General features: G+C 39.4%; 25 protein-coding genes and 1 pseudogene. 11 read left to right on the top strand and 15 right to left on the bottom strand.

What is annotated here, in order from left to right; genetic code table 11:
• Positions 1-6: 6 nt before the first annotated feature.
• From B1C82_RS14720 to B1C82_RS14705, 4 genes are all read left to right on the top strand, one after another.
• Positions 7-813: a hypothetical protein gene (locus tag B1C82_RS14720; RefSeq protein ID WP_086448257.1), complete on the top strand. Its 807-nt coding sequence runs from the start codon at positions 7-9 to the stop codon at positions 811-813.
• A gap of 161 nt (positions 814-974) precedes the next feature.
• Positions 975-1,694 (top strand): sterol desaturase family protein, encoded by a 720-nt coding sequence (locus B1C82_RS14715; protein WP_086448256.1) that lies wholly within the window; start codon positions 975-977, stop codon positions 1,692-1,694.
• A 9-nt stretch (positions 1,695-1,703) separates the two neighbouring features.
• A complete protein-coding gene (locus B1C82_RS14710; RefSeq protein ID WP_086448255.1) occupies positions 1,704-2,129 on the top strand; it encodes a DUF3995 domain-containing protein in 426 nt (141 codons plus the stop codon).
• 154 nt (positions 2,130-2,283) lie between these two features.
• On the top strand, positions 2,284-2,709 hold the full coding sequence (locus tag B1C82_RS14705; RefSeq protein WP_086448254.1) for an acyl-CoA thioesterase: 426 nt from the start codon (positions 2,284-2,286) through the stop codon (positions 2,707-2,709).
• 263 nt (positions 2,710-2,972) lie between these two features.
• Here the strand turns inward: B1C82_RS14705 and B1C82_RS14700 are convergent, their stop codons facing one another.
• Entirely contained in the window at positions 2,973-4,460 is a 1,488-nt protein-coding gene (locus B1C82_RS14700; RefSeq protein ID WP_086448253.1) for an aldehyde dehydrogenase family protein, read from the bottom strand.
• Positions 4,461-4,862: 402 nt separating this feature from the next.
• Between B1C82_RS14700 and B1C82_RS14695 the strand changes: the two genes are divergently transcribed.
• The 4 genes from B1C82_RS14695 (at position 4,863) to B1C82_RS14680 (ending at position 9,654) form a co-directional block, all read left to right on the top strand.
• Positions 4,863-6,386, top strand: a complete 1,524-nt coding sequence (locus tag B1C82_RS14695; protein WP_086448252.1) for an HDOD domain-containing protein — start codon at positions 4,863-4,865, stop codon at positions 6,384-6,386.
• Positions 6,387-6,532: 146 nt separating this feature from the next.
• Complete coding sequence (locus B1C82_RS14690) at positions 6,533-7,825, top strand: LruC domain-containing protein (protein ID WP_086448251.1); 1,293 nt, start codon at positions 6,533-6,535, stop codon at positions 7,823-7,825.
• 108 nt (positions 7,826-7,933) lie between these two features.
• Positions 7,934-8,983 (top strand): PAS domain-containing sensor histidine kinase, encoded by a 1,050-nt coding sequence (locus tag B1C82_RS14685; RefSeq protein WP_086448250.1) that lies wholly within the window; start codon positions 7,934-7,936, stop codon positions 8,981-8,983.
• On the top strand, positions 8,980-9,654 hold the full coding sequence (locus B1C82_RS14680; RefSeq protein WP_008594648.1) for a response regulator: 675 nt from the start codon (positions 8,980-8,982) through the stop codon (positions 9,652-9,654). Before B1C82_RS14685 ends, B1C82_RS14680 begins: the two co-directional genes overlap by 4 nt.
• Here the strand turns inward: B1C82_RS14680 and B1C82_RS14675 are convergent.
• The 4 genes from B1C82_RS14675 to B1C82_RS14660 are packed head-to-tail and all read right to left on the bottom strand — an operon-like array spanning position 9,651 to position 14,951.
• Entirely contained in the window at positions 9,651-10,262 is a 612-nt protein-coding gene (locus B1C82_RS14675; protein ID WP_086448249.1) for a DUF1554 domain-containing protein, read from the bottom strand. The two genes, B1C82_RS14680 and B1C82_RS14675, sit on opposite strands and share 4 nt — an antisense overlap.
• Before the next feature lie 3 nt (positions 10,263-10,265).
• On the bottom strand, positions 10,266-11,093 hold the full coding sequence (locus tag B1C82_RS14670; protein WP_086448248.1) for a hypothetical protein: 828 nt from the start codon (positions 11,091-11,093) through the stop codon (positions 10,266-10,268).
• A 9-nt stretch (positions 11,094-11,102) separates the two neighbouring features.
• On the bottom strand, positions 11,103-12,614 hold the full coding sequence (locus B1C82_RS14665) for a FecR family protein (protein ID WP_086448247.1): 1,512 nt from the start codon (positions 12,612-12,614) through the stop codon (positions 11,103-11,105).
• A gap of 3 nt (positions 12,615-12,617) precedes the next feature.
• Positions 12,618-14,951 carry an adenylate/guanylate cyclase domain-containing protein gene (locus tag B1C82_RS14660; RefSeq protein WP_086448246.1) on the bottom strand — a complete coding sequence of 778 codons (2,334 nt, stop codon included), beginning with the start codon at positions 14,949-14,951 and terminating at the stop codon, positions 12,618-12,620.
• A 152-nt stretch (positions 14,952-15,103) separates the two neighbouring features.
• Between B1C82_RS14660 and B1C82_RS14655 the strand changes: the two genes are divergently transcribed.
• Genes B1C82_RS14655 through B1C82_RS14645 form a run of 3 tightly spaced genes read left to right on the top strand, consistent with a single transcriptional unit; the run spans position 15,104 to position 17,876 of the window.
• Positions 15,104-16,123, top strand: a complete 1,020-nt coding sequence (locus B1C82_RS14655; RefSeq protein ID WP_086448619.1) for a mechanosensitive ion channel family protein — start codon at positions 15,104-15,106, stop codon at positions 16,121-16,123.
• Between the two features lie 49 nt (positions 16,124-16,172).
• A complete protein-coding gene (locus B1C82_RS14650) occupies positions 16,173-17,030 on the top strand; it encodes an LA_0991 family prenyltransferase-like protein (protein WP_086448245.1) in 858 nt (285 codons plus the stop codon).
• A gap of 42 nt (positions 17,031-17,072) precedes the next feature.
• Positions 17,073-17,876, top strand: coding sequence for an SDR family oxidoreductase (locus B1C82_RS14645; protein ID WP_086448244.1), 804 nt, complete (start codon positions 17,073-17,075; stop codon positions 17,874-17,876).
• 351 nt (positions 17,877-18,227) lie between these two features.
• Here B1C82_RS14645 and B1C82_RS14640 read toward each other — a convergent pair.
• The 10 genes and pseudogenes from B1C82_RS14640 to B1C82_RS14595 all read right to left on the bottom strand — a co-directional run bounded on the left by B1C82_RS14640 (position 18,228) and on the right by B1C82_RS14595 (position 26,171).
• Positions 18,228-19,177, bottom strand: a pseudogene (locus B1C82_RS14640) (class I SAM-dependent methyltransferase).
• A gap of 13 nt (positions 19,178-19,190) precedes the next feature.
• Entirely contained in the window at positions 19,191-19,466 is a 276-nt protein-coding gene (locus tag B1C82_RS14635) for a helix-turn-helix domain-containing protein (RefSeq protein WP_086448243.1), read from the bottom strand.
• Positions 19,467-19,814: a type II toxin-antitoxin system RelE/ParE family toxin gene (locus tag B1C82_RS14630; protein ID WP_086448242.1), complete on the bottom strand. Its 348-nt coding sequence runs from the start codon at positions 19,812-19,814 to the stop codon at positions 19,467-19,469.
• Positions 19,815-19,927: 113 nt separating this feature from the next.
• Positions 19,928-20,587 (bottom strand): M15 family metallopeptidase, encoded by a 660-nt coding sequence (locus B1C82_RS14625; protein ID WP_086448241.1) that lies wholly within the window; start codon positions 20,585-20,587, stop codon positions 19,928-19,930.
• A gap of 71 nt (positions 20,588-20,658) precedes the next feature.
• Positions 20,659-21,213 carry a C40 family peptidase gene (locus B1C82_RS14620; RefSeq protein WP_086448240.1) on the bottom strand — a complete coding sequence of 185 codons (555 nt, stop codon included), beginning with the start codon at positions 21,211-21,213 and terminating at the stop codon, positions 20,659-20,661.
• Between the two features lie 86 nt (positions 21,214-21,299).
• Entirely contained in the window at positions 21,300-22,244 is a 945-nt protein-coding gene (locus B1C82_RS14615; protein WP_086448239.1) for an alpha/beta fold hydrolase, read from the bottom strand.
• A 19-nt stretch (positions 22,245-22,263) separates the two neighbouring features.
• Positions 22,264-23,064: an SDR family NAD(P)-dependent oxidoreductase gene (locus tag B1C82_RS14610; RefSeq protein WP_086448238.1), complete on the bottom strand. Its 801-nt coding sequence runs from the start codon at positions 23,062-23,064 to the stop codon at positions 22,264-22,266.
• A 47-nt stretch (positions 23,065-23,111) separates the two neighbouring features.
• The gene (locus B1C82_RS14605) at positions 23,112-23,990 is read right to left on the bottom strand and encodes a metal-dependent hydrolase (RefSeq protein WP_086448237.1); all 879 of its coding nucleotides are present in this window, start codon (positions 23,988-23,990) and stop codon (positions 23,112-23,114) included.
• A 46-nt stretch (positions 23,991-24,036) separates the two neighbouring features.
• The gene (locus B1C82_RS14600) at positions 24,037-24,999 is read right to left on the bottom strand and encodes a M24 family metallopeptidase (protein ID WP_086448236.1); all 963 of its coding nucleotides are present in this window, start codon (positions 24,997-24,999) and stop codon (positions 24,037-24,039) included.
• Between the two features lie 77 nt (positions 25,000-25,076).
• Positions 25,077-26,171, bottom strand: a complete 1,095-nt coding sequence (locus B1C82_RS14595) for an AraC family transcriptional regulator (RefSeq protein ID WP_086448235.1) — start codon at positions 26,169-26,171, stop codon at positions 25,077-25,079.
• Positions 26,172-26,294: the final 123 nt, after the last annotated feature.

The raw sequence follows: 26,294 nt of genomic DNA, 5'->3' as shown, positions 1-26,294 counted from the left end.
ATAAAAATGAAAAGAAAAAGTTTTATAGCCTGCGCTTTCATATATTCATCTTTTATAATCCCTTTATCACCCGCTCCAGGAAATGAAGAAAGACCCGTACATCCAAATCTCAACCAGGAATTGGCAGTATACAATAAAGTATATATTTCAGGAACAGCGGCAGATAGGACTCCTAGACAGGAAGATGGTTACGAAAGAGATAGAAAGATCTCAACATCCGGCGAAATGAAACTTACCGATTCATTTTCAGTTACTGCAAATTACGGATATGTTGATCATTATTCCACTACTAGAAAAATTTGGAGTGGCTGGGATAGGTGGGCAGTAGGTGCAAAATATTATGTAAAAACAGATTTTGCGGCATTCGGGGGTGGAATCCAATTCTTAGGACCTTCTGTTTCTCAACCAAGAGAAGCAGATATCAATCCAGATCTATTTTTGATCCGCGCTTATTTTGGCGGATTAAAAAGATTCGGTGCGTTTTCCATCCAAGGAACTGTAAATTTCGAATCAGAAACCAATTCTTCAGGAAAGGAAACTGCAGAAGAGAACTTTAAAAGATTCTTATATTCGGGAATTACTCTTTCCTATAGCCTATCTTCTAAAACGAATCTGCTCCTGGAATTCAGTCACAGAACTACCGTTTCAAATACAATTACTCCCTACTCTGATTTTTTTGTGATCGCACCTGGAGTCCAATACCCGATAATCCCAAATGGATATCTCACTTTCTCTATGATGCTGCAAACAAGGACCGATTCGAATATGGATCGCGGATTTAAAATAGGATATCTATATTTCTTTGGGGATTAAATCTCGATCTTTGAAAAGAAATCGCTTAGACGATATTCGCTCTTCCAACCTTTAAAAATTAAACATACCACATAAAAAATTTCTCCATATTTTTCGGGACCTGATTTTTCCGACCAGGTTCTTATCCTCCAAATCAATTCGAGGTAAATAACGTAGAAACTATGTTGGCTGAAATATTTATTATAGCTGGGATATGCCTAGTAATCGAACGTATCATCCCTGGTTGGAAATTACCAAAAGTAAAAACTTGGCCGATCCGAGTAATCGCAGTGAATTGTATCCAATTAGCTGTAGTTGTATTAGCAGGTTTTACTTGGGAAAAATGGTTTTATGGAAATTCAATATTCCATATTTCAAAATTTTTGAATCCTGCAATCGGCGGAATATTCGCTTACTTTATCGCAACTTTCATTTTTTATTGGTGGCATCGATGGCGACATACATATGATTTTCTTTGGAGGGGTTTTCACCAAATCCATCATAGCCCGCAAAGACTCGAAGTAATTACCTCCTTCTATAAACATCCTGGAGAAATGATTATCAATTCAATCATAGGAAGTATATTAATTTATGTGATTCTAGGATTAAACTACGAAGCAGGAGCAGTTTATACTTTCTGCACCGCTATCGGAGAATTCTTTTATCATACAAATATCAAAACCCCACGATGGATTGGATATTTTTTTCAAAGGCCGGAGATGCACAGAATACATCATCAATATGACAGACATAAAAATAATTATGGAGATATAGTATGGTGGGATATGCTTTTTGGAACCTACGAAAATCCTAAAACCTTCGACTATACTTGCGGCTTCGACCCAGAAAAGGAAGAAAGATTGCTGGACATGCTTTTATATCAAGACGTTCATAAAGGGTAGAGGTTTTAAATGCAGATAGAAAGATATATTGGTATGTTCACGAGTGGTATTTTATTCTTTTTGTCTGCATTACATGTCTACTGGGCATTCGGCGGGAAATTAGAATCAGTGACTGTCATACCTGAAACTAACGGTAAACCAACATTTATTCCAAGCAGAGGATTGACACTACTTGTTGCGATAGGGCTATTCGGGTTTGGCATGGTAGCACTTTGGGCCTCCGGAAATATTTTCTTCCCAAACAAAACATGTGCAATCTTCTCCTTATTAATCTCCTTGATATTTTTAGGAAGAGCCGTCGGAGACTTTCGATTCGTAGGCTATTTTAAAAAAATCAAAAATACTAAGTTCGCAAAATACGATTACTTACTTTATTCCCCCGTTTGTATAATATTAGGAATCTCTTATTTATATCTGGGATACATTAATTTTTGAAAATTGCTGATTGTAGCAGAAGTCAATATGCCTGTAACTACAATCCTAAGCCCTATACTTTGTTTTTCCAACCAATAAATAATTTGATATAAAACAATAATTTCCCTTTTCCGAATTTCCTTCATCTTCAGCTTGGGAGAAATAGGAGCCCAATATGCAAATTTCTAAATCATTCTTTTATGAAATCCCGGTGCTATGGAGCCAATGTGATCCGAATGGCCATTTGAATGTTGGAAACTTCCAAGTATTTCTTCATGAAGGACGAATGGTTGCTCTGGAAGAGGCTGGCCTTTCTTTTTCTCAAATGAAATTGGAAAATATAGGCCCAATGATACTGAGAGGAGAAACAGATTATAAAGCAGAAATTCGTTATCCAGATACCACTCTGATAGAAACTAAGTTCGGAGAAATCTCAGGCTCCAGATGTAAGGTATTTCAAAAAATGATCAGAAAATCCGACGGTAAAGTGTGCTGCGAATCCATCTCACATTGTATTATGTTTGATTTCGGCAAGAAAAGACCTTGGAAGTATACAGACAAATTTTTAGAAGGATTAGGACTTTTGGAGTTCCAACGTTAAGAAAATTGGGCGGCCCCCTCCCTAATCTCGGGTTGCGCTCCTTCGATTTTGTAGGAGCTCCTACAATGAATACGTAAAATTATAGTTGTGAGTTTTAGAAATTTCTGATACAGGGAAAAAAGCTTCTCCCACAAGCCCACCTCCTCCACCCGAACCTGGGCGGGGGCCGTCTTCCACCCTATGTAGGAGTTCCAACGTAGTTCCCAGAAATAAAAAAAGCCCTCCGAAGAGGGCTTTCAAATCGAAGAAAGTAGAAGATGTTTTTAAACGAAGAACTTTTTAGTGAATTGAAGCATTTTATCCACAAAGCCTGTGTATGGTGGATACAACATTTCAATAGAGGAGAATGGAGCTTGTTTGAATACAGATTTCTCGTGAGAGAATGTTCTGAATCCATACCAGCCATGGTAACTTCCATGTCCAGAGTGATTGATCCCTCCGAATGGTAGATTCGGGTTTGCCAAGTGTACGATAACGTCATTCACCGCTGCTCCTCCGGAAGATGTTTCCTTTAGAACCTTGTTGATATGTTTGTTATTGCTTCCGAACACATAGAGTGCGAGTGGTTTTGGTTTAGAGAGAACCTTCTCCACTGCTTCATCTAGGTCTTTGTAAGTTAAGATGGGAAGCACCGGTCCGAAAATCTCGTCTTCCATGATCCTTGCATTTGCTGGAACATTAGCAATAAGTGTTGGTTCAATATAGTTTTGAGAAGAATCTGTTTCTCCTCCCATCACTACTTTTCCACCCTTCTCAACTGCTTCGTGGATATATCCGGAAACTCTTTGGAAATTCCTTTGGTTCACTAAACGACAAAAGTCTTTGTTACTTTTGATATCTGCAGAAGTTTCTCCATAGAAAGATTTCACAGCGGCCTTCGCTTGTTTTACGAATTCTTCTGTTTGTCCTTCTGGAAGAAGTAGATAGTCAGGTGCAACGCAGGTTTGTCCAGCGTTCATGATCTTTCCCCATACCAATTTCTGAGCTGCTTTTTTCAAGTTCGCTCCAGGTACGATGATAGCAGGAGATTTTCCTCCCAACTCTAAGGTTACAGTAGAAAGATTTTTAGCAGCTGCTGCCATTACGATCTTTCCTACATGAGTACTTCCGGTGAAGAAGATATGATCAAATGGTAATTCCATTAGAGCCGTAGAAACAGTATGATCTCCTTCGAATACCGCAACTTCGCCTTCTTGGAAGGTTTCTTTTACTAGCTTAGTTAGTAGTTTAGAAGTTTCAGGTGTGAATTCAGAAGGTTTGATGATCGCTGTGTTTCCTGCTGCAAGTGCCGCAGTTAATGGCGCAATCGCAAGATAGAATGGATAGTTCCAAGGAGAAATGATCAGTGTCACTCCCTTTGGTTCATAGGAAATGGAACTTCTTGCTCCAAAGAGTGAAACTGGAGTTTTTACTCTTTCCGGTTTCATCCAAGTTTTTACGTGTCTGATCGCATCTTTTAATTCCGCGATAGAAGGCATAACTTCTGTCAGATCTGTTTCGTGAGGAGCTTTTCTAAAATCGTTTTGTAAAGCCTGTTTGATTTCTGGAGTAAGTCTTTCTACTGCTGCCAGTAATTTTTTCAATAATACGACTCGATCTTTGGCTTTGGATACTTTCAGAACCTTATGAAAATGACGTCTTTGGACATCGAATACTCTTTGCATCTCCTTAGGGTTCGCAGCGGGAAATGAAGCCGTTCCACTGGAAGCGGGAGAGACTGAGCTCGCCGGTTGTGTAGCTGTGCTGGACATGAGGGGTCTCCTAAGTTCTAACATTCTTCCGGTCGATCCGGATTGGTAGAGAACCAAGGTATAATTTCATCAAATTAAGGATTTTGATGCAACCTTTTTATTGAATGATCATTCCGTAACTTTTCAAGAAAATATCCCCCCTCTGGACCCAAGTCGCTTTTTATTCTACCCGTTATGATAAAAATTTTCCTACTCAAACAAGTGATAAATTAGTCCAAAGGGACTATTCGCGACTGACGTTTTTGGAAATTTATTTCTGACAAAAATTGAAAGATAAATATTTCTCTTGGTTATTTTTTCAAAGTTTGATCCGTATAATTCGCTTAGCAGGATCTTATTTTTCATTTATAAGTTTCTCTAATTCTTGACAGAGACCACTAACGTTTTTCAGAGTTACATGATATGAGCCAAGGGAAAACCCTAGAACTTTTCCATCACAAAGACCAAGGTATATTCAGTAATCTGAAGGACCTGAATCATCCTATTTCCGAAAACACCCCGTTTCATTTTAAATTTTTCAATCTTACCGAAAATGTAGATAGCATTCTCTCTAAGACACTGGATCGTTATCTTTTACATTTAGATATCATATTCGTAAGAGATTCTGTCCTCGCAGCTTTAAAAGAAACGATTACAAATACGATCAAGGCTAATATTAAACGTATTTATTTTAGAGAACTTCAGGCTGATATCCAAAATCCAAGTGTGTATCGCAGTAAGATCACCGGTTTTAAGCAAACTTATCTAGATAATAAGGAGAAGTATGAAGATCTTCTCTTTAAAAACAACTATGTTGTACTTGTTTCTTTCATTCACAATAAGGATGCAATCCGTATCCGTGTGATGAATAACGTAAAACTCAGCCCCGAAGAAGTAGATCGTATCAATGAAAGGATCGAAAAAGCAAAAACGTATAACGACCTTGCAGAAGCATTTTTAGAAAAAGGGGACGAGACAGAAGGAGCAGGTCTTGGACTCATCATGACTCTCATGATGTTGAAAAATGACGGCCTAGGTGCAAGTTCCTATAAGGTAGAAAGCCAAGGCAATAATACTTCTGTCATTATCGATATCCCTATTCGCATTCAAAAAGAGAATGTTCAGATCCAAAAAGCAGAAGAGATCATTAAAGAAGTAGACCAACTTCCTACATTCCCCAAGGCAATCCAGGACATCCAATCTGCTATCGACAAACCGAATTCAAGCATCGGCCAGATTGCAGAGATGGTGAAGAAGGATGTGGCTCTTGCAGCAAACATTCTGAAATTATCCAACTCGGCAGCTTTCCGAAGAGGAAACAAAGTAGAATCTTTGGATAGAGCGATTCAGCTCATCGGTTTGAAAGAGTTACAGGTTTTATTATATTCTCTTGGAACGAAACAGATCTTAGAGAACAAATTCCCTGCATTCTTAACAATCTGGGAAAAATCTAACCAGTGTGCATATTACTGTAAATTGATCGCTCAAAGATTAACTATGCCTAAGGATGCAATGAGTAATCTGATGTCAGCAGCACTTCTTCATGATATAGGAGAGATCATTCTTCTTTCCTTAGAACAAGAACGTATGGGCAAGATCCAAAATTATTCCGCATCCAAAGAAATCGCCTCTTCTCTTTCTATGGAAGAAGCAGCATTTGGTATTACTCATACTAAGATCGGTGCATTGATCGCTGAAAAATGGAATTTCCCTGAACTATATTCTAAAACGATGGAATACCATCATAGACCACAATTGGCGGATGAACAATATAAGGAGATTATCTTCCCTATTTATTTGGGGGATATGATGATCAAGATCAACAACGAAGAAGCAAAGTTCTCGGAAATCCCTGAAGAAGTATTAAAACATTGTAAGTTTTTCTCTTCCGGAGATTTCCATTCTTTCCGGACCAAGGCTTTAGAAAGTTTCCAGGCTACTCTTTAATTCGCCGGTTCTCCGGCAATTAGAGACTTCTTTCGAACAAAGTACCAAAAATAGTATTAACCGAAGGTTATTGTAATCTAAACCTTCGGGCGTATTGCTTACCTGTGGGATATAGGCATAATGATGACATCCGTACGGGTGCATATATGACAAAAAAAATCCTAACATGCTTTTTAGCCTCTCTCAGTATCTCTTTCGCCTCCTGCGCATCTTCCAGCGATCCTAACTACGCATGGTTGATGAGTCTTGTAGCAGGAGCCACTGCGGTGGAGGCTCCTTCTGGTCCTACTGATTTCGGAATCGATATCAATGACGAGACAACCCCTGTTGATTTCGTATTCGATACTACACGTACTATTACAGTAAACGTTCAAGTTATAGATCCTGTTGCTCCTGTGAACGGCAGTATGGTGCAAGTTACTGTTCCTTCTGCCACACCTGGCGCCGCTAGTAATAAATCTGTTTTCAAAGCTTATACAAATCCAAGCGGAGAAGTTACCGGAAGTTTTACAATTGATGGTGATACGAAAACCGTTCATCTATCGGTAGAGGCTTATGGTAAATTTTACGAAGCGGATATTTCCATCGTTACCGTAAGTAAGGTAGATAGAAGGATTTCCATCGGGTTCACTGCAAGCACTCAACAGATCATAGACACTGATGGAGATGGTGTGCAGGACTTTGAAGATGTATTCCCTAACGATCCTACAAGAGTTAGCTCAATCCGTGTTCCTGCAGAAGATTATTACACCACATCCTATGAAGACTTATTTCCTAAACAAGGAGATGCAGACTTCAACGACTATGTGATCCGTTCTTATTTCGAAGAAGATCTGAACAAATCCGGAGAAGTTGTAAGAGTGAGAGGATATTTCACTCATGTTGCAAAGGGCGCCGGTTATAATCACACTCTTCGTTTCGGATTGCCTGGAGCTAGTGTAACTAGTTATTCACTTCTACGCTACGCAGCCGATGGAACCACATTGGAGGAAAACCTAAGTGGAACTCCAACATCTATTTCTGATCTGGAAATTTTAGGAAATAGTTCTACTACGATCTCCAAATCAAACGCGTCCAAAACAGACACAGTCTTCGTAAAAGGTAAAACTGCAAAACTGGAAATAATTCTGTCTGCTCCAATCTCCAAACTGGTGTTAGGACCTGCTCCTTATGATACATTCATAAGAGTGGTGAACACCGGCAAAGATATACATGCTGCTGGTAAGTATTTTGATGCGGAAGGTAAGGACATCTATAGAGATGCTACAGGTTTTCCTTGGGTACTTCTTGTTCCAGGCAATTTCCAATGGCCTTACGAAGCTACTGACATAAGGAACTCCTACCCTACCTTCAAAACTTGGTATGAATCTCTTGGAACCACCAATACCGATTGGTTCCGAACTCCGAATACTTCGGATGTGTTTCCGTCTACGCCCTAATTTGGGACTCCTGAAAGAGTAAAAGCAACCTCCCCCTTCCCTCATTCGGCCGAGGGGAGGGGTTTTTTTCTTTTCGATCCATAAGCCGGACTATATCCTGATCTTTAAGTGGCTTCAGGACTTCTCAAACGAAAAGAAACCAAACAATCAGGCTCATACTCTGGTAAGGAGCAGGCCTCTAAATTTTTATCCTTGGTAGAGGAGATCTCCCCAATCGTAGCCTTGGACGAAAACAATATAGTCCGATTCGCGAACGCATCCTTTAAAAAAGAGTTCCGACTTAGATTTGCAAACCCTGCAGGCAAAAACCTATTCAATCTATTAAGATTGGATTCAAAGGAAGAAGCCAACCTAAGAGAAAATCTTCATAAGGCTCTCAAAACAAAATTACAAAACCAAGAATTCAAAAAAGGAAAGAAGTCTTACGGATATTCTATCTTTAAATTCAAAGACAGCCTGGGAATGATCCTAAAGGATATCACAGAGAATAAAAAGTTAGAGAAGAAGATCGCAACTCTACACACACAAGTGCTCGCATCCCAAGAAGAAGAAAGATCCAGACTCGCAAGAGAACTTCATGACGGAGTGGGTCAACTTATACTCGCGGCAAAATTACATTTCCAAGCGTATCAAAAATCTGAGAAGGAACATCCAGAATCGTTTGGCTCCGGTCTTGGACTCATCGATAAGGCTAGCCAAGAACTCCGCGAAATTTACACAAATTTGCAACCTTCTTCATTAAAAGAACTCGGCCTGGAAGCGGCTTTAAACTCTCTAGCGAACCAAATTTTTCCGATACAAAAAATTAAAATAAAATCTGAATTTAAGGTTCCCGAAAAAATTCCTCAGGAAATACAGAACCAAGTTTTCAGAATATTACAGGAAATTTGTGCGAATATTCTAAAACATTCCCAAGCAAATAAAGTGGAGCTAAAGATCTTTTCCGAAAAAGATACTCTTGTAGTTTCTGCAAAAGATAACGGAAAAGGATTTAAAGAAAAAGAAGCTAGAATAAAATCTACCGGATACGGATTGGAAAATATTCGGAGAAGAACCGAGGACCTGAACGGTACTCTTTTTTTAGAATCGGAACCCAATAAAGGCACTCAATACGTGCTAAGGATCCCGTTAAAAAAACGTTCCAAGGAGAAAGTATGAACGCCCAACCCTCCGTTTGCAAACTCTATCTTGTAGACGACCACGCTATTTTAAGAGAAGGTCTTAGACTGATCATTTCCGGACAAAACGATTTGGAAATCATTGGTGAAAACGGGAACGCCGAACAAGCGCTAGACGAGATCGGCAAATTAGAACCTGATATTCTGATCACAGACATCTCTATGCCTGGAGTTAGTGGTATAGACCTCGTAAAGGGAGTCAAAAGATACTATCCTAAGGTTCAAGTCATTATTCTATCCAGACATGATAACGAAGAATACATCCAAAAACTCGTGGATCTTGGTATCAACGGTTACGTTCTGAAAGACGATGCTGGAGAGGATCTACTCAGAGCAATCGATGCTGTCCGCAGAAAAGAAACTTATTTAAGCCCAAGAATTGCAACTCGAGTTCTTTCAGGAATCGGACGTAAAAAAACGGGAGAGCTTCAGGAAGAAGGCCCATCCGTATTCTCAGTACTTTCCGACAGAGAAAGACAGATTTTAAAATTGATCTCAGAGGGGAACTCCAACGAGAAGATAGGCAAACTTCTTCATATATCTCCTGCAACCGTAAAGGTGCACAGAGCAAACATCATGAAGAAGTTGGACTTACATAAGGTGGCTGACCTTGTGGTCTACGCAATCCGAGCAGGTATCGTAGAGAGTTAATTTCTAACACAAAGCAGACTTAAGGGAGTATCGCAAGTATTCCCGAATCCTGCACCCGAATCAAACGCAGTCTCAGTCTGACTACCTGGGCTGCCATAATTCGCATCATCTGTGACATTTGACGATCCCCAATTATTACAATTCGTTCCTGAGCTGTATCCGGCACCTGTATTCGAAATTCCTGTCCAATAATCGCCGACTCCTGGAATCCCGGTTGCGCTGCTCATCGGCAAAACAGGAAGTCCAGACCCATTCGTACGAAAGATCAAGGTTTGTCCAGGATCCATTGCATAATAATTCGTATTTGGAAATAGAGGCCAGCCTGCTCCACCCGGAACTCTGGAAGAAGCAGCAAGTAAGGCCATATATTCCAAAGGTAAGCCAGGCAGATCTGGAACCTCAGCATTTTTCGCACTTTGACAAATCAAATCCGCGCCTGCAACTCCGCCGAGGTCTCCCGTATTAGTAGAAGTAGTAACGAACAAATAACGTGTCTTGCCTAAAATCCCGAGTAGGATAAGCTCGTCCCCTCCAGGAAACGGCTTAGAGCAAGCCGAACTAAACAAACCGGAAAGAAGAACGAGGAAAGTAGTAACTCGAAGAGCCATAGATCAAAAGCTCCTTGTATATTGGACTTCCCATCTGTTCTGAGAAAATCCGGTATTCGCAAAAGTATTTAAATTTCCGCTTCTGTCAGGACTCACCTTGAACTGAACAGTATCTCCTTGCGGAAGTTTGTTTTCCAACCAAAGAGAAAGTCCTACACTTAGGATTGCAATTCCGCCGATGAGAGCCTGATTGTTTTGGTGTATTTCGTATTCCTTCTTATCATTCTCTCTTGCCTGCCAAAGGTAAAGAGTGAATGAAGAAGGTAGATTTAAACTTAAAACTGCAATATTCATCGGGTCGTTTAACGGTTTTGAGGCGAGGATATTCCCGGCTTCTCTTTCTGAATTTCCGAGATACGCAAGAGCTCCAAACCATGCCCAAATACTGTAGGACTTCCATCGTTCACCTTTAGAATAATATCCTGTTCCAGGAATCCAAACAAACTTAGAAGTTTTGGTTCCTTTACTCGCCTCTTCTTTTTCAGCCAAGGCAACTGCTTTAGGGCGGTCTTGTTCTACTTTAAAATTAGTCCAGGGTGTATAAGAAGAAGGTTTTCCGAATCGATTTAACGCGGCAATCCTGTATTCATAGGTGCCTGCTTCTAAGGAGAATTCTATCTCGTTCTCGGAGACTTTCTTTTCTAAAAATAATTCTTGAGGAGGTTCCGTTTTTCGGACTTCTACCACGTAACCGCGGCTGCCCTTCACTTCTTTCCATTCTATATAATATACGAAACTTTTTTTCTCAGCGAATACGCCTGAGGGTATGGAAAGAAATATTAGAATAAACTGAAATACAATAGCGAAATTTTTTCCGCGGAACAAGAACATGTATTCTCCTTAAGGGCGGGCGCCACTGGATTTTGTTTCCGGGGCTTCCAATTCTTCCCTAAGCATTATTTTGAAATCCGCTTCTGATCTTAAGCTAGGGTCCGCATCCGATTCTATAGTCCATCTGAATGTTCCCACATCCAGTTTTTCCAAGTCTTTGAACACTAACCTGTCACCTTTTGTCTTTTTTTCGTAAATCAGCTCGTCGCTTGAGCCTCTCTTATAGAAAAGACGAAATTTCCACTCGCTTTGTTTCTGTTTGGCGGAGAATTTCCAGCGGAAAGAGATACTTTCTTTGCCTGTCATATCCACCAAAGTGCCGTTTTTCGGGAAATCTACTGAAAGATCCGAACTTGCCTGCGTTTCAGAAGTCGTAGCGATTTCTTGTTTTGTTTCTGCAACCTGGATCACTGGAAGAGAGATAGAAAATTTACGCACTTCCGAAAATGTTTCTGTTCCAGGAAGATTCGTATAAGACTGAATTCTCCAATAATAAGTTCCAGGATCTAATGTGAGTGAAAAGTTCGTACGGAAAACTTGGGTTTCGGAAACCGATCCGAAATTAGGATCTGTGGAGATCTGTAATTTATAACCGCTTGCTATCTTTTGTTTTGCCCAAGAGAATGCGACGGTTCTATCATCTTGAGAAAGATCTTTTTTAGGATAATGTAATTCTACTGGAAAGTTGGGGAGAACTCTGAACTTTCTTACTTCGGATACTTTTTTTCCATCCTTAGAGTTGATTCTCCAATAATAAATACCTTCCGGAAATTTTTGTTTGTAATAAGGCTCTTTAGAAGGTCTTTTGGAAATATAAACGGAGAAGTCCCGTCTAGGCGAAATTTCTAATATACCTTCTTCTCCGCCTTCCCAGCGGAATTCAACGGCCTGCTCTAATTCAGCAGGAAAATATCGATGAGAATCCTCCGGACTTACCAGGCTCCAATTTTGATTCAGTTTATTTCCGTTTAACGAACTTTCTTTTTCGCCTAATGTTTGTTTAACGGTTCCGTTTTCGGACCATTCTACTTGTCCTCTTTCAACATCTACTCTAGTGCCATTTTCATTTTTGGTGACTTGGAATTTGGAACCTAATTCAGCTTCTAAACCTACTGTTCCTGCAATTACTGAGAGTACTTTTTTTCCACTCTCTACCAATATATTCCCTTCGTTCAGATCCAGGTTTTCCTTATTCTCTTTTAATTGGAGAACCACCATTGATTGAGGGTCTAATTCTATTCGAGTTCCTGATTTTAAAAATACAATCGCTTCAGATGCCTCATCTGTACGGATAGAGTCTCTATCGTATACAGGCATTCCTTGTTCCAAATCTTCCCATAACATTCTATCCGGAAATTTTCTTTGTGCGGTCTTATATCGGAAGGAGACAGTTCCCATAATCTCCTTCCCAACCCCTCCATTGGATTTGGATTCGAAATATAGAAGGTATAAAGATAGAAAGAGTACAACAAAGCAGCCTATACCGACCTGCCATTCTCTTTTGTATATTCTCCAGTCCATATCTTATTCCGCGATAGCCTTTGAAGGAGAATCAGGTTCAGGTATTCCACAAACTTTGCGAAGTTCCTGTAAATTTTTAGGACAATCCGGATCCTCTAACCAACCTAATACTGCATAGAGTTGTTGGGGTTTTTCCTTGCCTCGGATCCAAACAGGAGGAAGTGTTTCAAATTTATAATGATCTTTTACTTTTTCATAAGATGTTTCAGAAACCAGTATATCCGTTCCAAATTCTTTAGTTAAATATTCTATCCGAGAAGCGAGATTGACTGCGTCACCGATGACGGTGAACTCTAGTTTTTTTTCGGAACCTATCTGACCTACTACCACCGGCCCAGTATTGATCCCACATCCGAATCTTGCTTGAGGTCTTCCAATCTCGTTACCAATTCGATTAAACTCGAATAAAGCATTTCTCATCAATAATGCAGAGTTGATCGCGTTTCTTGCATCGTTCTCATCAGTATACAACGCACCCCAGTGAGCCATGATAGCGTCTCCGATGAATTTATCCACGATTCCTTCTGTGAGATAAATACATTCCACCATCTCAGTAAAGTACGCATTTAGAAAATCAACGACCTCACTTGGTTTTAATTTTTCCGACATCCCCGTGAAGTTTCTTAAGTCAGAGAAGAATACTGTTACATCCTTTGTAACTCCGCCTAAGGGCATGTCTCCGGCCAAAGCGCGCTCCGCGATTTCTTTGTTCACGAATTTTCCGAAAGTATCTTTAATCTTCTCTCTTTCTTCTAATCCATGAGCCATTTTGAGGAATGAGTTTGTTAGAACTCCAACCTCGTCTCTTGTAACTGGTTTAATTCCTACTTTATAATTTCCTCTTTCGATCTGTCTTGTGGCGCTTAATAGATTGATTAGTGGCACCGTTAAAGTTCTAGAGAATAGGAAAACGACTAAAAATGCAAGGCTCAAGATTGAGATCAGAATATAAAAGTTTTGTCTTCTGATCTTATATACCGCTTCGAATGCTTTGTCTGCTTCGATGGAAGATACTACTGCAAGGTTTCCATCTTCTAATTGTTGAAAAGACCCCAGAGTTTCTTTTCCTTCGAAGATAGAAGTTTGGGATCCATTATCTGCGGGGCTTCTTAATAAAAATTGCACCAACGGATTTTTAGAATAATCTTTTGCAGAAACTGTTTCGGATTCTTCCGTATGAGCGATCAACCTTCCTCTGGAATCCACTACCCAAATTGCAAATAATTCAGTTTGTAAGGCTGACCTAGCTGCTTCCCAAAGATCTTGAGGAGAAATTAAGAAAAAGCCGAGTCCTTTTCCGGATGCGTCCTTCTGTATAAAAAGTACAGCGGGGAATCCAAACTTAGAACTAATATTTTCCAATCGAGTGGAATCAAATTCAGAAGCAAAAAATTTTTCTTTTTCTTCTTTGGGGATTGAAACCCATAAACCGCGGATCTCATCTTCTTCTTTCCTAAGATCTCGGATAAATCTTGGATTAAAAACGAGGGCAGATTCTCCCTGTTCGTATTTTCCCCAGGCAAGTATTTTAGGATGATTAGAGAAGAACCCGGCGATATGAGAAGGTGCCGAAATCTTCTTAGAATCAGAACCTTTGGAAGGACGAATATTCCATTTATCCGAAAATTCCGCTGATTTGTTGGAAAGTTCTTTGATCCTAAGACCTACTTGTAGTCCAGTCAATCTCGCCAAACTCAAGTTATACTCTTGGATAAGTGACACCGTATAATTTCTGAAAAGACTCGTGGCGAGCCCAATAACAAGTCCCATACTCACGACTACAATAGCTGAAACGATCGCAAGAAGTTTGACTCGAATCGTGATCCTAGATGCTTTGAAATCTTCTCCATGATTCTTAGGAGGTTCTTCTTTTTCTTTTTTAGGTTTATCAGAAGTAATATTAGGAGAGTATGGTGTATATACTTTGACAGATTCTTCCTTTTTGCCGGAAAGGATCTCTTCCATCAATCTTACGAATTCATTAGATTCATTTTCAGAATAACAAACAAGTACGGAACCCAAATGAGATCTAAGAAAACGATCTAATTTTCTCGCAGAGTCCGGAGAAGAACGGAACTTCGCTCCGTCCATTGTCGAAAGACGGATTTTATCTTCTTGGAGTTTTTTCACCAAATCCTTGAATACTTGGCTATTTTTCCAACCGCTTGCTTCCGATTTGGTTCCCCAAAAAACTACGTCTTGGATACCTCTAGCATGGATCTCATTCATCCATTCAGAAAGGTTTCCACCTTCTTCCGGAAATCGTAAGGCGTATGCGGACATAGTGTCCGTCAGAGGAACTTCTAAAATTTGATTTTTTCCGACTCCCTCTTGCATGGGGATAGGAGTCTCCGAAATCACTCTAGTTTGTCATTACAAAATCCAATTTTATCTCTCTTTAGATTTGCCCTCGGTTTGCCACATAATTCGGCACTTCCATTTTTTCTTTTCGATAAAATACTTCCTCTTAATCTGGGAGAATGATTTGGATGGACTCTGTTTTAGGTTCTAATTGGTTATTAGGAGTCATTTCGGTTATTTCCGGAATTCTTTTGGGTTATCTTTTTGGTGGGTTCATAGTCCCTAGGCTCGCAAAAACTCTCACAAAAGATAAGTTAGACACAAATCATCCTCTTTACACTGCACTTCTCTCGTTAGTTAGATTTTCCTTTTTTATTTTTGGATTATATACTGCTCTTCGATTCCTAAAATTAGATCCTTCATCAGAAGAAAAAATTTCTCTGTATCTGAAAGTGTTCGGGATTTTAATATTCACGTTCTCTTTTGCAAGAGTTGGTTCCGGAGCTTTTACATTATATTCTTCAAAAGCAGAAGGACTTCTTCCATCCGCATCTATATTAAATAATATAGTCAGAATGCTGATCTTACTCACCGGGGGTTTGGTCGCATTACAAACCCTTGGGATCTCAGTCACTCCTGCCTTGACCGCGTTAGGCGTAGGAGGTCTTGCATTTGCATTAGGTTTACAAGAGACTCTTTCCAATTTATTCGCAGGGCTTGGAGTTTTGCTCGGTAAAAAAGTATCAGTAGGAGATTATATTTCTTTAGAAACTGGAGAAGAAGGTCTAGTAGAAGATATCAACTGGAGAACCACTTCTCTAAAAAAGAGAAATGGAAGCACCATTATTATTCCGAATGCGAAGATGTCCAAAACTACTTATACAAATTATAGCCTTACTAACGCAGGACTTTGGACTGAGTTAGAGGTTAGTATTCCTAAAGAAGGAAATTTAGAAAAATTAGAATCCATACTTGGAGAAGCTGCTAATTTTTCATTAACTCAAATCTATGGAAAGAATGGTTATACTGAATCCAAAATTTCATTTCGTTATGTTTCTTTCGGTCAATCTAATATCGATTTGGTGGTCCATCTTCCTCTAAAAAACATAGATGACTCTGGACAAATTAAGTCCATATTCATAAAATCCTTGCATTCTCAATTTAGATCAGAAGGAATCGATAACATATCCGCGAAAGCAGTAAAATAATCTGAAACAACCTAATCTATTCGCGGAAATAAGTCGTAATAGAGATCGTATGCGAAACGTTTTAGAAAACAAACTTTGGTTTTATGTTCATGTCCTAAGCTTGGATATTTGTCTTGGCGTTTTAGGTTCTGGTGCCTTGGCAACAATAGTGACCGGTGCCAAGATGAAAACCGTCTGGTGGTTTCTTCTTCCATTAAGCGTTTGGGTAATCTACACCTTGGACCATTTATTGGATGGAAAGAAGGTGGCAGAAAATTCTATCAACCCGCGTCACAAATTCCACTACGATCATTCCAAAGTTTTGACAATACTCTGCACAATTGCGGCAATCATCTCTGCAGTTCTTGCATTCTTATTATTGAGAGAGATTGTTTTATTAGGCGGAGTGCTATTAGCTGCCTTGGCAGTTCTTCATTTAGGAATTGCACGCTGGGGAAAGATACGTTTCGGAAAAGAATTTTCAGTAGCATTGATCTATACTTTAGGAGTTTGGTTCGGCCCTCTATTGGTTGTTGGGTTTCGTTCTTGGACAGTTCCACTTCTACTTTTCTTATTCTTCTTAGGTACAGTCCTAAATTTAGTCATGAACTCTCTCATGGAAGCTGAGTTAGACGCGAAAGAAGGTCAGGTATATCTATTAGGAGTTCTCTCTCCCAAACTTGCTAAGGAATGGGTGTTACGATTGTCCTTGCTCGGATTTCTGGCTGCCTTAGTATTGGCCGGCGGAATACGGAAATGGGCGCCCGGCACCTCGGTTTCGGCCTCTTTGGTGATCGCTCTTATCTGTGCAGTTCCGGGAGGAATTTTGCGGTACGCGGATAAATTCCAAGATTCTCAAAAGTATAGGATCGTCGGAGAGGGAGTTTTTATCTTGGGGTTAGTTCCTTGGTTTTTAAACTCCTTTTAGATCTAAAAGACCGCCTAAGAAATTTAATATCGGAGACAAATAATGGGAGAATTTTTTAAAAACAAAGTCGTGTGGATTACAGGAGCTTCTTCTGGGATCGGTGAATCTTTAGTGAAAGAGGCGGCAAGGAGAGGAGCGACTTTAGTTCTTTCTTCCAGAAGAGAAAAAGAACTCAAAAGAGTTCGTAAAGAAAATGGATTAACAGATTCAAACAGCATGATCCTTCCCTTGGATCTAGAAGATTATAAAAAGTTAGGAAAAGCCCCCGCTCAAGTTATCAAAACTTTCGGAAAGATCGATGTGCTCATCAATAATGGTGGGATCAGCCAACGCTCAATGGCTCACGAAACTTCCCTTGAAACTTATGAAACCTTAATGAAGGTAAATTATTTCGGAAATATCGCTCTAACTCTTGCAGTGCTTCCTCATATGAGAGAAAGAAAACAAGGTTGGATTTCCACAATTGCAAGTGTTGCAGGACTTATTGGGGTTCCTTTGAGAACAGGATATTCCTCCACAAAATTCGCTTTAACTGGTTTTTATGAAGCTCTTAGAGCGGAAAACACTAAAGAAAATTTGAAAGTCACTTTGGTTTATCCAGGTTTCGTGAAGACCAATATTTCGCATAACGCTCTCAAAGGTGACGGAACACCTCAGAAAAAAATGGACAAGGTGATTGAGAATGGGATCGATGCGGATGAATGTGCACGCAAAATTCTGGATGCAATTGAGAAGGAAGATCTTCAAGTGATTATCGCCGGCGGAAAAGAGAAATTCGGTTTATTCCTAAGACATTATTTTCCTAAGTTTTTCGCGAAATTCTTATCTAAGACTGCAGTAACCTGAGATAAAATTTTGGGCGACTCCTCGCTACGCTCCGAACGCGCTTCTGCGGGCTCGGGCAGTCGCCCTCGTCCGGGATAAATCCCGGACTAAAGCCCTCCGCATCGCTGTCGCATTTAGTCTCGCAGAAAAACTAAAAGATCCTTCCTTATATATCCAATAACTCTGCATGAGCAATCGTCTGAGATCGAAACATGTTGGAAATCCAACATGATATGTAAAAATGGCCCCCGCCCTGGTTCGGGTGGAGGAGGTGGGCTTGCGGGAGAAGCCTTCTGTCCTATATCATAATATTGCAAAATTCACAACTACAAATTCCTGGAAACTTTGTAGGAGCTCCTACAAGCATTGAACTCACTTCCTCATTTTCCAAACAAATCGTATCTTTTCATTCCGAAAGTCTTCTGGATGAGTTTGTTTGGTAATATCCTGAATATCTTCCCAAAGAATTTCATCTTCTTCTACTTGAACTTTCTAAAATTTGTAGAGAAAAAAAGAACAGCGCCGGGCGCTGAAAAATCTCTAAAGATCGAATTTAGTAGAAAGGAATAATCTCTTTGCACATCAAAAATATCTCTCATCTTCTTACTGTTAGAAAAAGTGGGAGGGTCAACTATTATTAGATCATATTGTATTCTTTTAGGATTGTTTCTTTCTCTCTTCAACCATTCAGAAATATCTTCTCTAATAAACTCATGATCTTCATAAAAAAATCCGTTTAGTTCAAAGTTTTCTTTTGACCAGTCCAAATATTTTTGAGAAAGATCCACGCTTGTGATTTTTTTAGCTCCACCATCAGCAGCATAAACCGAGAATGCGCCGGTGTAAGAATATAAATTTAGAACATTCTTTCCGGATGCTTCTTTTCTAAAAAGATCTCTAGTAGTTCTATGATCCAGAAAAAGTCCCGTATCCAAATAATCGCTTAAGTTTATCTTAAACTTTAATCCGCCTTCGTTTACTAAGGCAGATTTTTCCTGAGAGTCTAATTTTTCGTATTGGAGATTCCCTTTTTTACGTTCTCTAGTTTTCCAAAATAAATTTTCGGGAGCAATCTGAAGAATTTCGATGATAAAATTGCGGATCGTATTTCTTTCCGATTCTCTTTCCTCATCGGACATCGGATATGAATTTAAGTATTCGGAGACCAAACAAAAATTTTCGTATAGATCTATTACAATCGGGACCTGAGGAATATCTCGATCATAAATCCGAAAACAAGTGATCCCTCTTCTTCTCGCCCATTTTTTCCAATGCTTCGACATCCTGGTCAGGCGATTGGAGAACATTTCTAAATGTTTCATATGTATATTAAAACTATCGAATGCTTATATGCAGTTTTTTACCTAAAACTTTTGCAACTTTTTCCAAAGTAGACAAACGGATATCTTCTGCATGGTTTTCCATACGAGAAATCACACTTTTTTTGGTTTTCAGTCGGACTGCAAGATCTTCCTGGGTGAATCCTTTTTTGATCCTGAGCTCTCTTAAATACAGTCCTATTTTAAAATCATTAAATCCAGTCTCAAAATTTTCTGCAAATTTCGAGTCCTTTTTCTTTCGTTTATTAATATATTTATTTAGATCACTCATTTACCTTAGCCTATCAAAGTAATTCTTTCTGTATTTTTCTGCTCTTTCTATTTCCTTTATGGGAGTTTTTTGAGTCTTCTTTTGGAATCCGTTGGTTAAAATGAAAGTATGATTACCTGACCAGAAACCTAAAATTCTATAAGCATTCGAACCATAATCGATCCTACATTCCCAAATTTCGTCTCTTCCACTCATCTTTTTTAAAAATTGTTTTGAGATATTCTCTCCTTCTTCGATAATTTTTAAAACCCAGGTAATCTTCTGCGTAACTTTTGCAGGCTGAGAATCTAAAAATTCCTCTACAAGACATCTTCCGTTTTCTGCCTTAAAAAATTCGATCCGATTCATTCAGATCAAAGGTTAGCTTTTATGCTAACCAATGTAAAATAGAATCATAAATTAAGGCAAGCTATAAACAAGAATATTGATTCCGTCAGATTTCGGGACAAAGAAAGACCGTTTCATTTCTCCCAAAGTTTCGGATCCACCTCTACTAAGGGATAAACTTTCGCATCCCCGTCATTATAATGCCACCATTCAGAACTGATCTGTTTGAATCCATGCTTTGTCAGAATTCCAACTAAGATCTCCAGATTTTTAGAAACCACAGGCTCCAAATCTTTTCGAAAAGGAGAAGCTTTGTAGGTGAATTCATCATACAAACTTGGCATCTCCAATTCTTTTCCTCCCGAATCTATTAGTGTTAGATCCACTGCTCCTCCTCTATTATGAACTGAACCGCCCTTTGTAGGATTTCCAACATATCTTGGATTTGGGACCTTCTCCCATAAGATCTTTTGTGCATAAGGAGGGCGATAACCATCCCAAATTTTGATCCTATATCCGTAGGTTTTGAATTCAGAGTTAGCAGCCTTTAATTTTTCTGCAGTTTCCTTTCTGAGTAAGCAGGTTTGGAAAGGATAGATGATAGAGCCTGTAAAATTTTCCGGAGTAGAATAACGAAGATCTATCTCAATACTCGGATCAATATCTTTTACGTTTACTAATCCGTTCTCGATCTTTAAAAATGGAGGGTTTTCTTCTAATTTTAAGGCTGTCGGCTTTTGACAAAGGGAGAAGGTAAACAGATATAAGATCAGACCGAAACTGCGGACTCTCATACAAGAGTTGATTTCGATCCGAAGACTCTAACTGTCAATACTTATAGATTTCCTATATTTCAATCAGATAATTATAATCTTCCTGCAAAAACAAATCTGGTCTTATAATAATTTTCGTCCAAGGAATTAACCGTTACACCTTTTACCACAGAAGCATGTACAAATTTTCTATCCTTGAGATAAACACCTATGTGGCTGATCTTCTCGCCATATATATTAAAAAATACTAAATCTCCCTCTTGCAGTTCGGACTCGGAGATCTTTTTAACCTGTTTAGCGATACTTTCGGAAGAACCTGCAATTGTTTTGGAATATGCTTTTTTCACCAACTTCGCAGCGAGGCTAGAGCAATCTATTCCAGATTCATCTTTTCCATTATCTTTATGAGGAATCCCTATCCAATGCTGGGTTTCTTTGAACAGTTCCAAATTATCCTTGGGTTCAATCTCTAGTTTCCAAGTTTCATAAAAATATTTGTGGACTTCTTTTTCGGATAAGGATTTTGCTTGGTCTGCTACAAGTACCAAAGCGAAAAAAGGAATGATCAAAAAAGAAAGCGCTCCTGAGTTTGGGAGAACTTTCTCTTTCCATAAAACTAGAATTTTTTGGATTCCGTTCGAGATCATGTTTATCTGACCTTTTTTAAACGGATTCGGTTTCTTTTTTTTAGATCTCTTTCGGACGCACCGACCTAAGGTCTAAACTTTTTTCCTCAACCGATTTCCCAAACAAACTCTCTGATCTTTTCACTCACCATATCAGGCATTGTTCTTTGGATCCAGTGATTGCTATCATATGTATATTCTTTATAAGAATCGCAGATCCTTTCATGAAGTCTGTATAACTCCGGTCGGATCGCAAAATCTTTAAGCGGAATTAGAACTTGAACCGGAGCCTTTATATGTTTAGGTTCCGGATACTTCTCCCCTCTAAGCAACTCTCTATATAAATTCACATTGGAAACAGTAGTCGCAACAATCTCTTCTTTGGATTTATTTCTAAGCGTATCATTCTTAGGAACTCCACCCGTATTCATTGTATACTTCCAGAAAAATTTACTGAAAGTTTTCCAGACCCATTCAGGCACAAACGGAATTTGGAAATATAAAATGTACCATGATCTTTTGAGCTGAGAAAGAGCCTTATACAAAGATAGCGGATTTCCTGAAAGAGCCATTTGAAAAGCGCTTCTGCGTCCAAGTACAGGATGAGGTCCACCCATCGCTGTATACGATTTTACCCAAACTGATTTTTGTTCGTCAGCAACAAATGCCCAACTAATCAAAGATCCCCAATCATGAGCAACAAGATGTACCGGTTTATCGTTCCCGATAAACCGGATGACCGTTTCAAGATCTTCGAATATTCTGCGAACATTATATGCTTTTTGTTTTTTAGGTTTATCCGATTTTCCTGAACCTCTTAGATCCAGAGCGGCCACATTATAATCCTCTTTTAAGGACTCCATCTGGTAGGACCAGACCCTATGATCGTCAGGATATCCATGAACGAATAGAACGGTGGGTCTGTTCGGTCTTTCTTTCGCCGTATGATTGTACTTCACATACAAAGAAACGTCGCCATTCTGAACGAAGGTTTCTTTAAAAACTTCCGCTCTTTCCTTTTTTACTCCATTTTCCAGTTGGGTAGCCGCCATTTTTTTCGCCTCTTTTCGTTTAAGAAAATTTTTGTCCTAGTCTTTCCATTCCTCTTAAGAAACCAGGAGACAGTCTGGTTAAGAAACGCAGTAACTTCGCGGTGAATCCTGGGAAGACATGCATCTTTCTTCTTTCAATTCCTCTTACTATGGCTCTGACTACCATTTGAGGACTGTCTACGATCAAAGAAGGAACTACTTTAGGTTTATCCGTTCCGAATTGTTGAGAATGTAAAATATTAGTATTTGCGAAGAAAGGATACACATTAGTTGTATATATTCCTTGGTGTCTATAACCTGAATCTAATGCTTCACCCAAGGCTCTGATCCCGAATTTAGAAACAGAATAATACACTAATTCACCAGGAGCAGTGATTCCTGCGCAAGAAGATAGATTTACGATCTGTCCATATTTTCTTTCCAACATTGAAGGTAAGAACAAACGAGAAAGAAAGATTGGGGCGTATAAGTTTACATCCAAGATTAATTTCCATTTGTCCATTGGAACATCCAATAGTCTTCCACCGAACGCTAAGCCAGCGTTATTTACTAAGATATCAATCTTAGGTTGGATCTTGATCGCTTCTTTATAAGCTTTTTCGCAACCAGATTCGCTACTTAAGTCAGCTGCAAAACTTCCGAGTATTTTACCTGGAACTGGTTTGGAATTTTCTAAATAAAACTCTGCCTTGGTTTCTGGTGCTTTCATATCCGTAAGCACAAGATTAGCGCCTTTCTTTAATAATTGTTTGGTTAATTCTTTACCGAAACCACCACTTGCTCCGGTGATCAAAATGTTTTTCCCGCTTAGTCTGCTCATGCAATTTCCTTATAGTCCGTCCGAAAGTTTAGGTTATCGGTCAGTATTTAATTTCGGGCTTCAAAAGCCTGAGCCATCTGGTCCAGGCTATTGTATTTATGCTCTGGAGATTCGAAGATTATCCTGCTCAATTCCAGATTATCTTCTTGTTCCGGATGAAATCCTGGACGGAAGTATCTAAAGAATGCACCCAGCGCATGGAAGAAGACCTTTTCATCTATAAAGATAAAACGGAAAGCATCTTTTCTAGTTTTCCACTTAAAAGTTAATCCTTCTTGCCAAAGAAGAATTTCAGCGCCTATAAATGTTGCTGCCCAGAATACGATTGTCACCCCGAGGAAAGTGATCATTCTTCTGAGATAATTTCCACTAATATCCAAGAATACATCGTAAGCAGCGGATTTATGTTCTATCTCTTCTGCCGCATGCCATTCCCAAAGACGTTTCATCTCTGATTCTGCCTTATCTAATGCTTTTATCTGTAAACCAATAGTAGCAACAAGAGAAGTATAATGTTCAGCACCTGCTGTTGCCGCCAAACATGACTTAGCTGACATGATCTTTTCCACAAAGTTCACAAAGAAAGAATTCACAAAATCAGTGAATGCTTTGATTTTAAAACCCTGGTCCTCTAGGATTTTCCAAGTTTTTTTATGCTCTCCCGCATGTTGTGCTTCTTGGCCCATGAATGCTTTTGCATTTCGGAGAACCCTTGGGTCCTTGATATTTGGCAGAAATTTCTGGATACTTCTGATAAAAAATCTTTCTCCATCCGGAAAGAATAGTGTCCAGGTATTCAAAATATGGGTTTTATAAGCGGAACCGTCCATCCAATGTCTACTGGTGCCGTTCTCGCTGAATTCGAATTTAGGTTTTCTAACGGGATAAAAATGAAAATCCTTATCCTGTAATATTTCGCTGCTCATCATAAGCCTTCTAAATTAAATATTAAAATTATTGAATATATTTCAATTAAGCCGGAACTTTTTCTTTTTGTTTCTTTATTTTGGAAGCCGGCTTGGAAGATTTAGATTTTTTCTTTTCTTTCCAGAGACGAACATGAGGAAGATCCTCATCCAACCAATAAGCAGTGGAGTCAGTAACCACTAAAATCTCTTCCCATTTTGCCCCGAAGGATTCCGATTCTTTCGAGCCCGAATATATTTTACCGATATGAGGTTCTACAGCCCAGAGTCCTGGTTCCGCTCTGAAGTCGGAGGCTTCTCCCCATAATGGAGAATGCCCTGAAACTCCGGGGATCAGATCTTTTATCATTTGAGGGAATAAGTATGCGAATGTTTGGAATGGAAATCCATTCACTCTTCCGCCTGGAAAATTATAAGCAGGAAGTCTTCCTACCTTATGACCTAATACCCCCTGAGGATAAATAGAATGGCAGTTAACGTATCCGGATGCACGGATCCTTGCATCTACTTCCAAATAAATTTCAGATAAGGTTCTTTCTTCTAAGACCCTTCTTAAAATTAATTCTCTATATTCTTCTAAATTTGCTAATGCCTTATCATGTTCGGGATTTTTTCCGAATGAGAATGCATAACCAACATCCGCCGCTCTTCCCGCAAACGTAGGAGCTACGTCTAGGATCACCGCCATTCCTTCTTCTAATTTGCGATTGGAAGGTTGGAATTTTCCGCCGAAGTGTGGAAGTAAACCTTCACCCTTTCTTAAATAATTCAGTGAAAGTGGACGTTTGAATCCTCTGAATGCGGTTCTGTCCCCGAACCATGCAAACCCATAATGAAAGAAGGATGTGCCTCCCGCATTTCGGATATAATCGTCAATTTTGTGAGCTGCTTCTTTTTCGGTGATCCCTGGATAGAGTTCCTTGCGCACAGATTCCACCGCTTCATAAGCCAAGGCTTGCACTTTGCGGTAAGATTCCAGTTCTTCTTTAGGATATGTTTCTCGGGACATCGGTCTCTTCTCCTTCCTTGCGGAATCCAACAGGAAGGTTTTATCCTAACCGATATGCGAAAAACAATCGTCCGAACTTATAGTTTGCTACCCTTTTTTCTCCATTCTAAAGGAGTCATTCCAGTGATTTTCAAAAACTGTGCATTAAATGTGGACTTAGTATTAAATCCAACATCATAAGCGATAGAGAGAACTGTGCGCTCCAGGTCCTCTAATAGTAGAGTTTTGGCCTCTTCTACCCTAAAGGAATTTAGGAATTCATTGAAGTTTTTGCCGTAAGTTTCGTTTAAAATCCGGGAAAGTTGATGAGGAGAGACCAAAAGTTTTTCAGCGAAGTCTTGGATTTTCAGACTTTCTTCTTTATATATTTTATCAGCCTCGACCAACTCTTTGATACGAGTATGAAGTTGGTCCAGATCCAATCCATTCAGTTGGGTCCTCTCGTATCTTTTCTGTTGGATCTCCGACTTCAGAGAAATGAAAAAATTTGGATACCTGGAAGAGAATAAAAATACGAGAACAATCCCCAAAGTTTGAAAACTAGAACCCACGGCTAATAAAAACTGATTCTTCAAAAAATATCCGAACCAACAAAGCTGAATGGTTGTAAACACCACAATTAGGATTGTATAAACTAGAGAAGAAAGTGGGATCTCAGTTTCTTTGGAAGCCTTTCTGAATAATACCCAAAGAAATATGGAATAAACAGTTTGGTGGATGGAACCGAAGATCGTGACTCCAGTAAGAATATCCACCTTGGAACCGAACATTGCATTTCGAATATATTCTCTAATCTCTTCTGCGGGCAGAATGATATAAGCAATTAGTTCACCAAGTAAGAGTAGAATTGCCGGAATAAAATGTTTTCCAATTTGAATCTCTCTGTCTAAGGCAAATTGGACCATATTCTTAGAGACCAAAAGTAATGTAGGACCGACCGCCCAGACTGCAGGAAAGAATGCTGGCCAAAACCAGATATGATCTGCGGCCCATGGCAGCAGACCTAAGCCCAATCGGCTCTCTACCAGAGCTAAAATTATGGCTAGGTAGAAAATCCCACCTGGCATCGCATTTTCCCTTTTCTTGGCGAGCTCCATCGCTGCTAGAAGTAGGCAAAGTGCGGTTCCAAATTGGATCCAAAAATGAAGAAAAAAACCGGGCAGATGCTCCAAAACAAAATTCCTTCGAAACTTCGGGAGAGTAAATCGAAGGCGAAAGTTTTGTCCAGTCGAAAGGGAAAATTGCGATAGGCGCCAAGGAAGGTTTGACTCTTCTACCCTTCCCCTGTTTCCTAT

Origin of the sequence: Leptospira venezuelensis, from assembly GCF_002150035.1 — a bacterium.
Classification (GTDB): domain Bacteria; phylum Spirochaetota; class Leptospiria; order Leptospirales; family Leptospiraceae; genus Leptospira_B; species Leptospira_B venezuelensis.
This window is presented reverse-complemented; position numbering and strand designations above follow the sequence as displayed.

Coding starts and splice junctions, on each gene's coding strand:
- B1C82_RS14720 (WP_086448257.1), top strand. CDS start 7: ATGAAAAGAAAAAGTTTTATAGCCTGCGCTTTCATATATTCATCTTTT.
- B1C82_RS14600 (WP_086448236.1), bottom strand. CDS start 24,999: ATGTCCCGAGAAACATATCCTAAAGAAGAACTGGAATCTTACCGCAAA.
- B1C82_RS14695 (WP_086448252.1), top strand. CDS start 4,863: ATGAGCCAAGGGAAAACCCTAGAACTTTTCCATCACAAAGACCAAGGT.
- B1C82_RS14670 (WP_086448248.1), bottom strand. CDS start 11,093: ATGTTCTTGTTCCGCGGAAAAAATTTCGCTATTGTATTTCAGTTTATT.
- B1C82_RS14700 (WP_086448253.1), bottom strand. CDS start 4,460: ATGTCCAGCACAGCTACACAACCGGCGAGCTCAGTCTCTCCCGCTTCC.
- B1C82_RS14620 (WP_086448240.1), bottom strand. CDS start 21,213: ATGATCTCGAACGGAATCCAAAAAATTCTAGTTTTATGGAAAGAGAAA.
- B1C82_RS14655 (WP_086448619.1), top strand. CDS start 15,104: ATGGACTCTGTTTTAGGTTCTAATTGGTTATTAGGAGTCATTTCGGTT.
- B1C82_RS14610 (WP_086448238.1), bottom strand. CDS start 23,064: ATGAGCAGACTAAGCGGGAAAAACATTTTGATCACCGGAGCAAGTGGT.
- B1C82_RS14645 (WP_086448244.1), top strand. CDS start 17,073: ATGGGAGAATTTTTTAAAAACAAAGTCGTGTGGATTACAGGAGCTTCT.
- B1C82_RS14615 (WP_086448239.1), bottom strand. CDS start 22,244: ATGGCGGCTACCCAACTGGAAAATGGAGTAAAAAAGGAAAGAGCGGAA.
- B1C82_RS14690 (WP_086448251.1), top strand. CDS start 6,533: ATGACAAAAAAAATCCTAACATGCTTTTTAGCCTCTCTCAGTATCTCT.
- B1C82_RS14675 (WP_086448249.1), bottom strand. CDS start 10,262: ATGGCTCTTCGAGTTACTACTTTCCTCGTTCTTCTTTCCGGTTTGTTT.
- B1C82_RS14630 (WP_086448242.1), bottom strand. CDS start 19,814: ATGAATCGGATCGAATTTTTTAAGGCAGAAAACGGAAGATGTCTTGTA.
- B1C82_RS14680 (WP_008594648.1), top strand. CDS start 8,980: ATGAACGCCCAACCCTCCGTTTGCAAACTCTATCTTGTAGACGACCAC.
- B1C82_RS14635 (WP_086448243.1), bottom strand. CDS start 19,466: ATGAGTGATCTAAATAAATATATTAATAAACGAAAGAAAAAGGACTCG.
- B1C82_RS14650 (WP_086448245.1), top strand. CDS start 16,173: ATGCGAAACGTTTTAGAAAACAAACTTTGGTTTTATGTTCATGTCCTA.
- B1C82_RS14710 (WP_086448255.1), top strand. CDS start 1,704: ATGCAGATAGAAAGATATATTGGTATGTTCACGAGTGGTATTTTATTC.
- B1C82_RS14660 (WP_086448246.1), bottom strand. CDS start 14,951: ATGCAAGAGGGAGTCGGAAAAAATCAAATTTTAGAAGTTCCTCTGACG.
- B1C82_RS14605 (WP_086448237.1), bottom strand. CDS start 23,990: ATGAGCAGCGAAATATTACAGGATAAGGATTTTCATTTTTATCCCGTT.
- B1C82_RS14665 (WP_086448247.1), bottom strand. CDS start 12,614: ATGGACTGGAGAATATACAAAAGAGAATGGCAGGTCGGTATAGGCTGC.
- B1C82_RS14625 (WP_086448241.1), bottom strand. CDS start 20,587: ATGAGAGTCCGCAGTTTCGGTCTGATCTTATATCTGTTTACCTTCTCC.
- B1C82_RS14705 (WP_086448254.1), top strand. CDS start 2,284: ATGCAAATTTCTAAATCATTCTTTTATGAAATCCCGGTGCTATGGAGC.
- B1C82_RS14715 (WP_086448256.1), top strand. CDS start 975: ATGTTGGCTGAAATATTTATTATAGCTGGGATATGCCTAGTAATCGAA.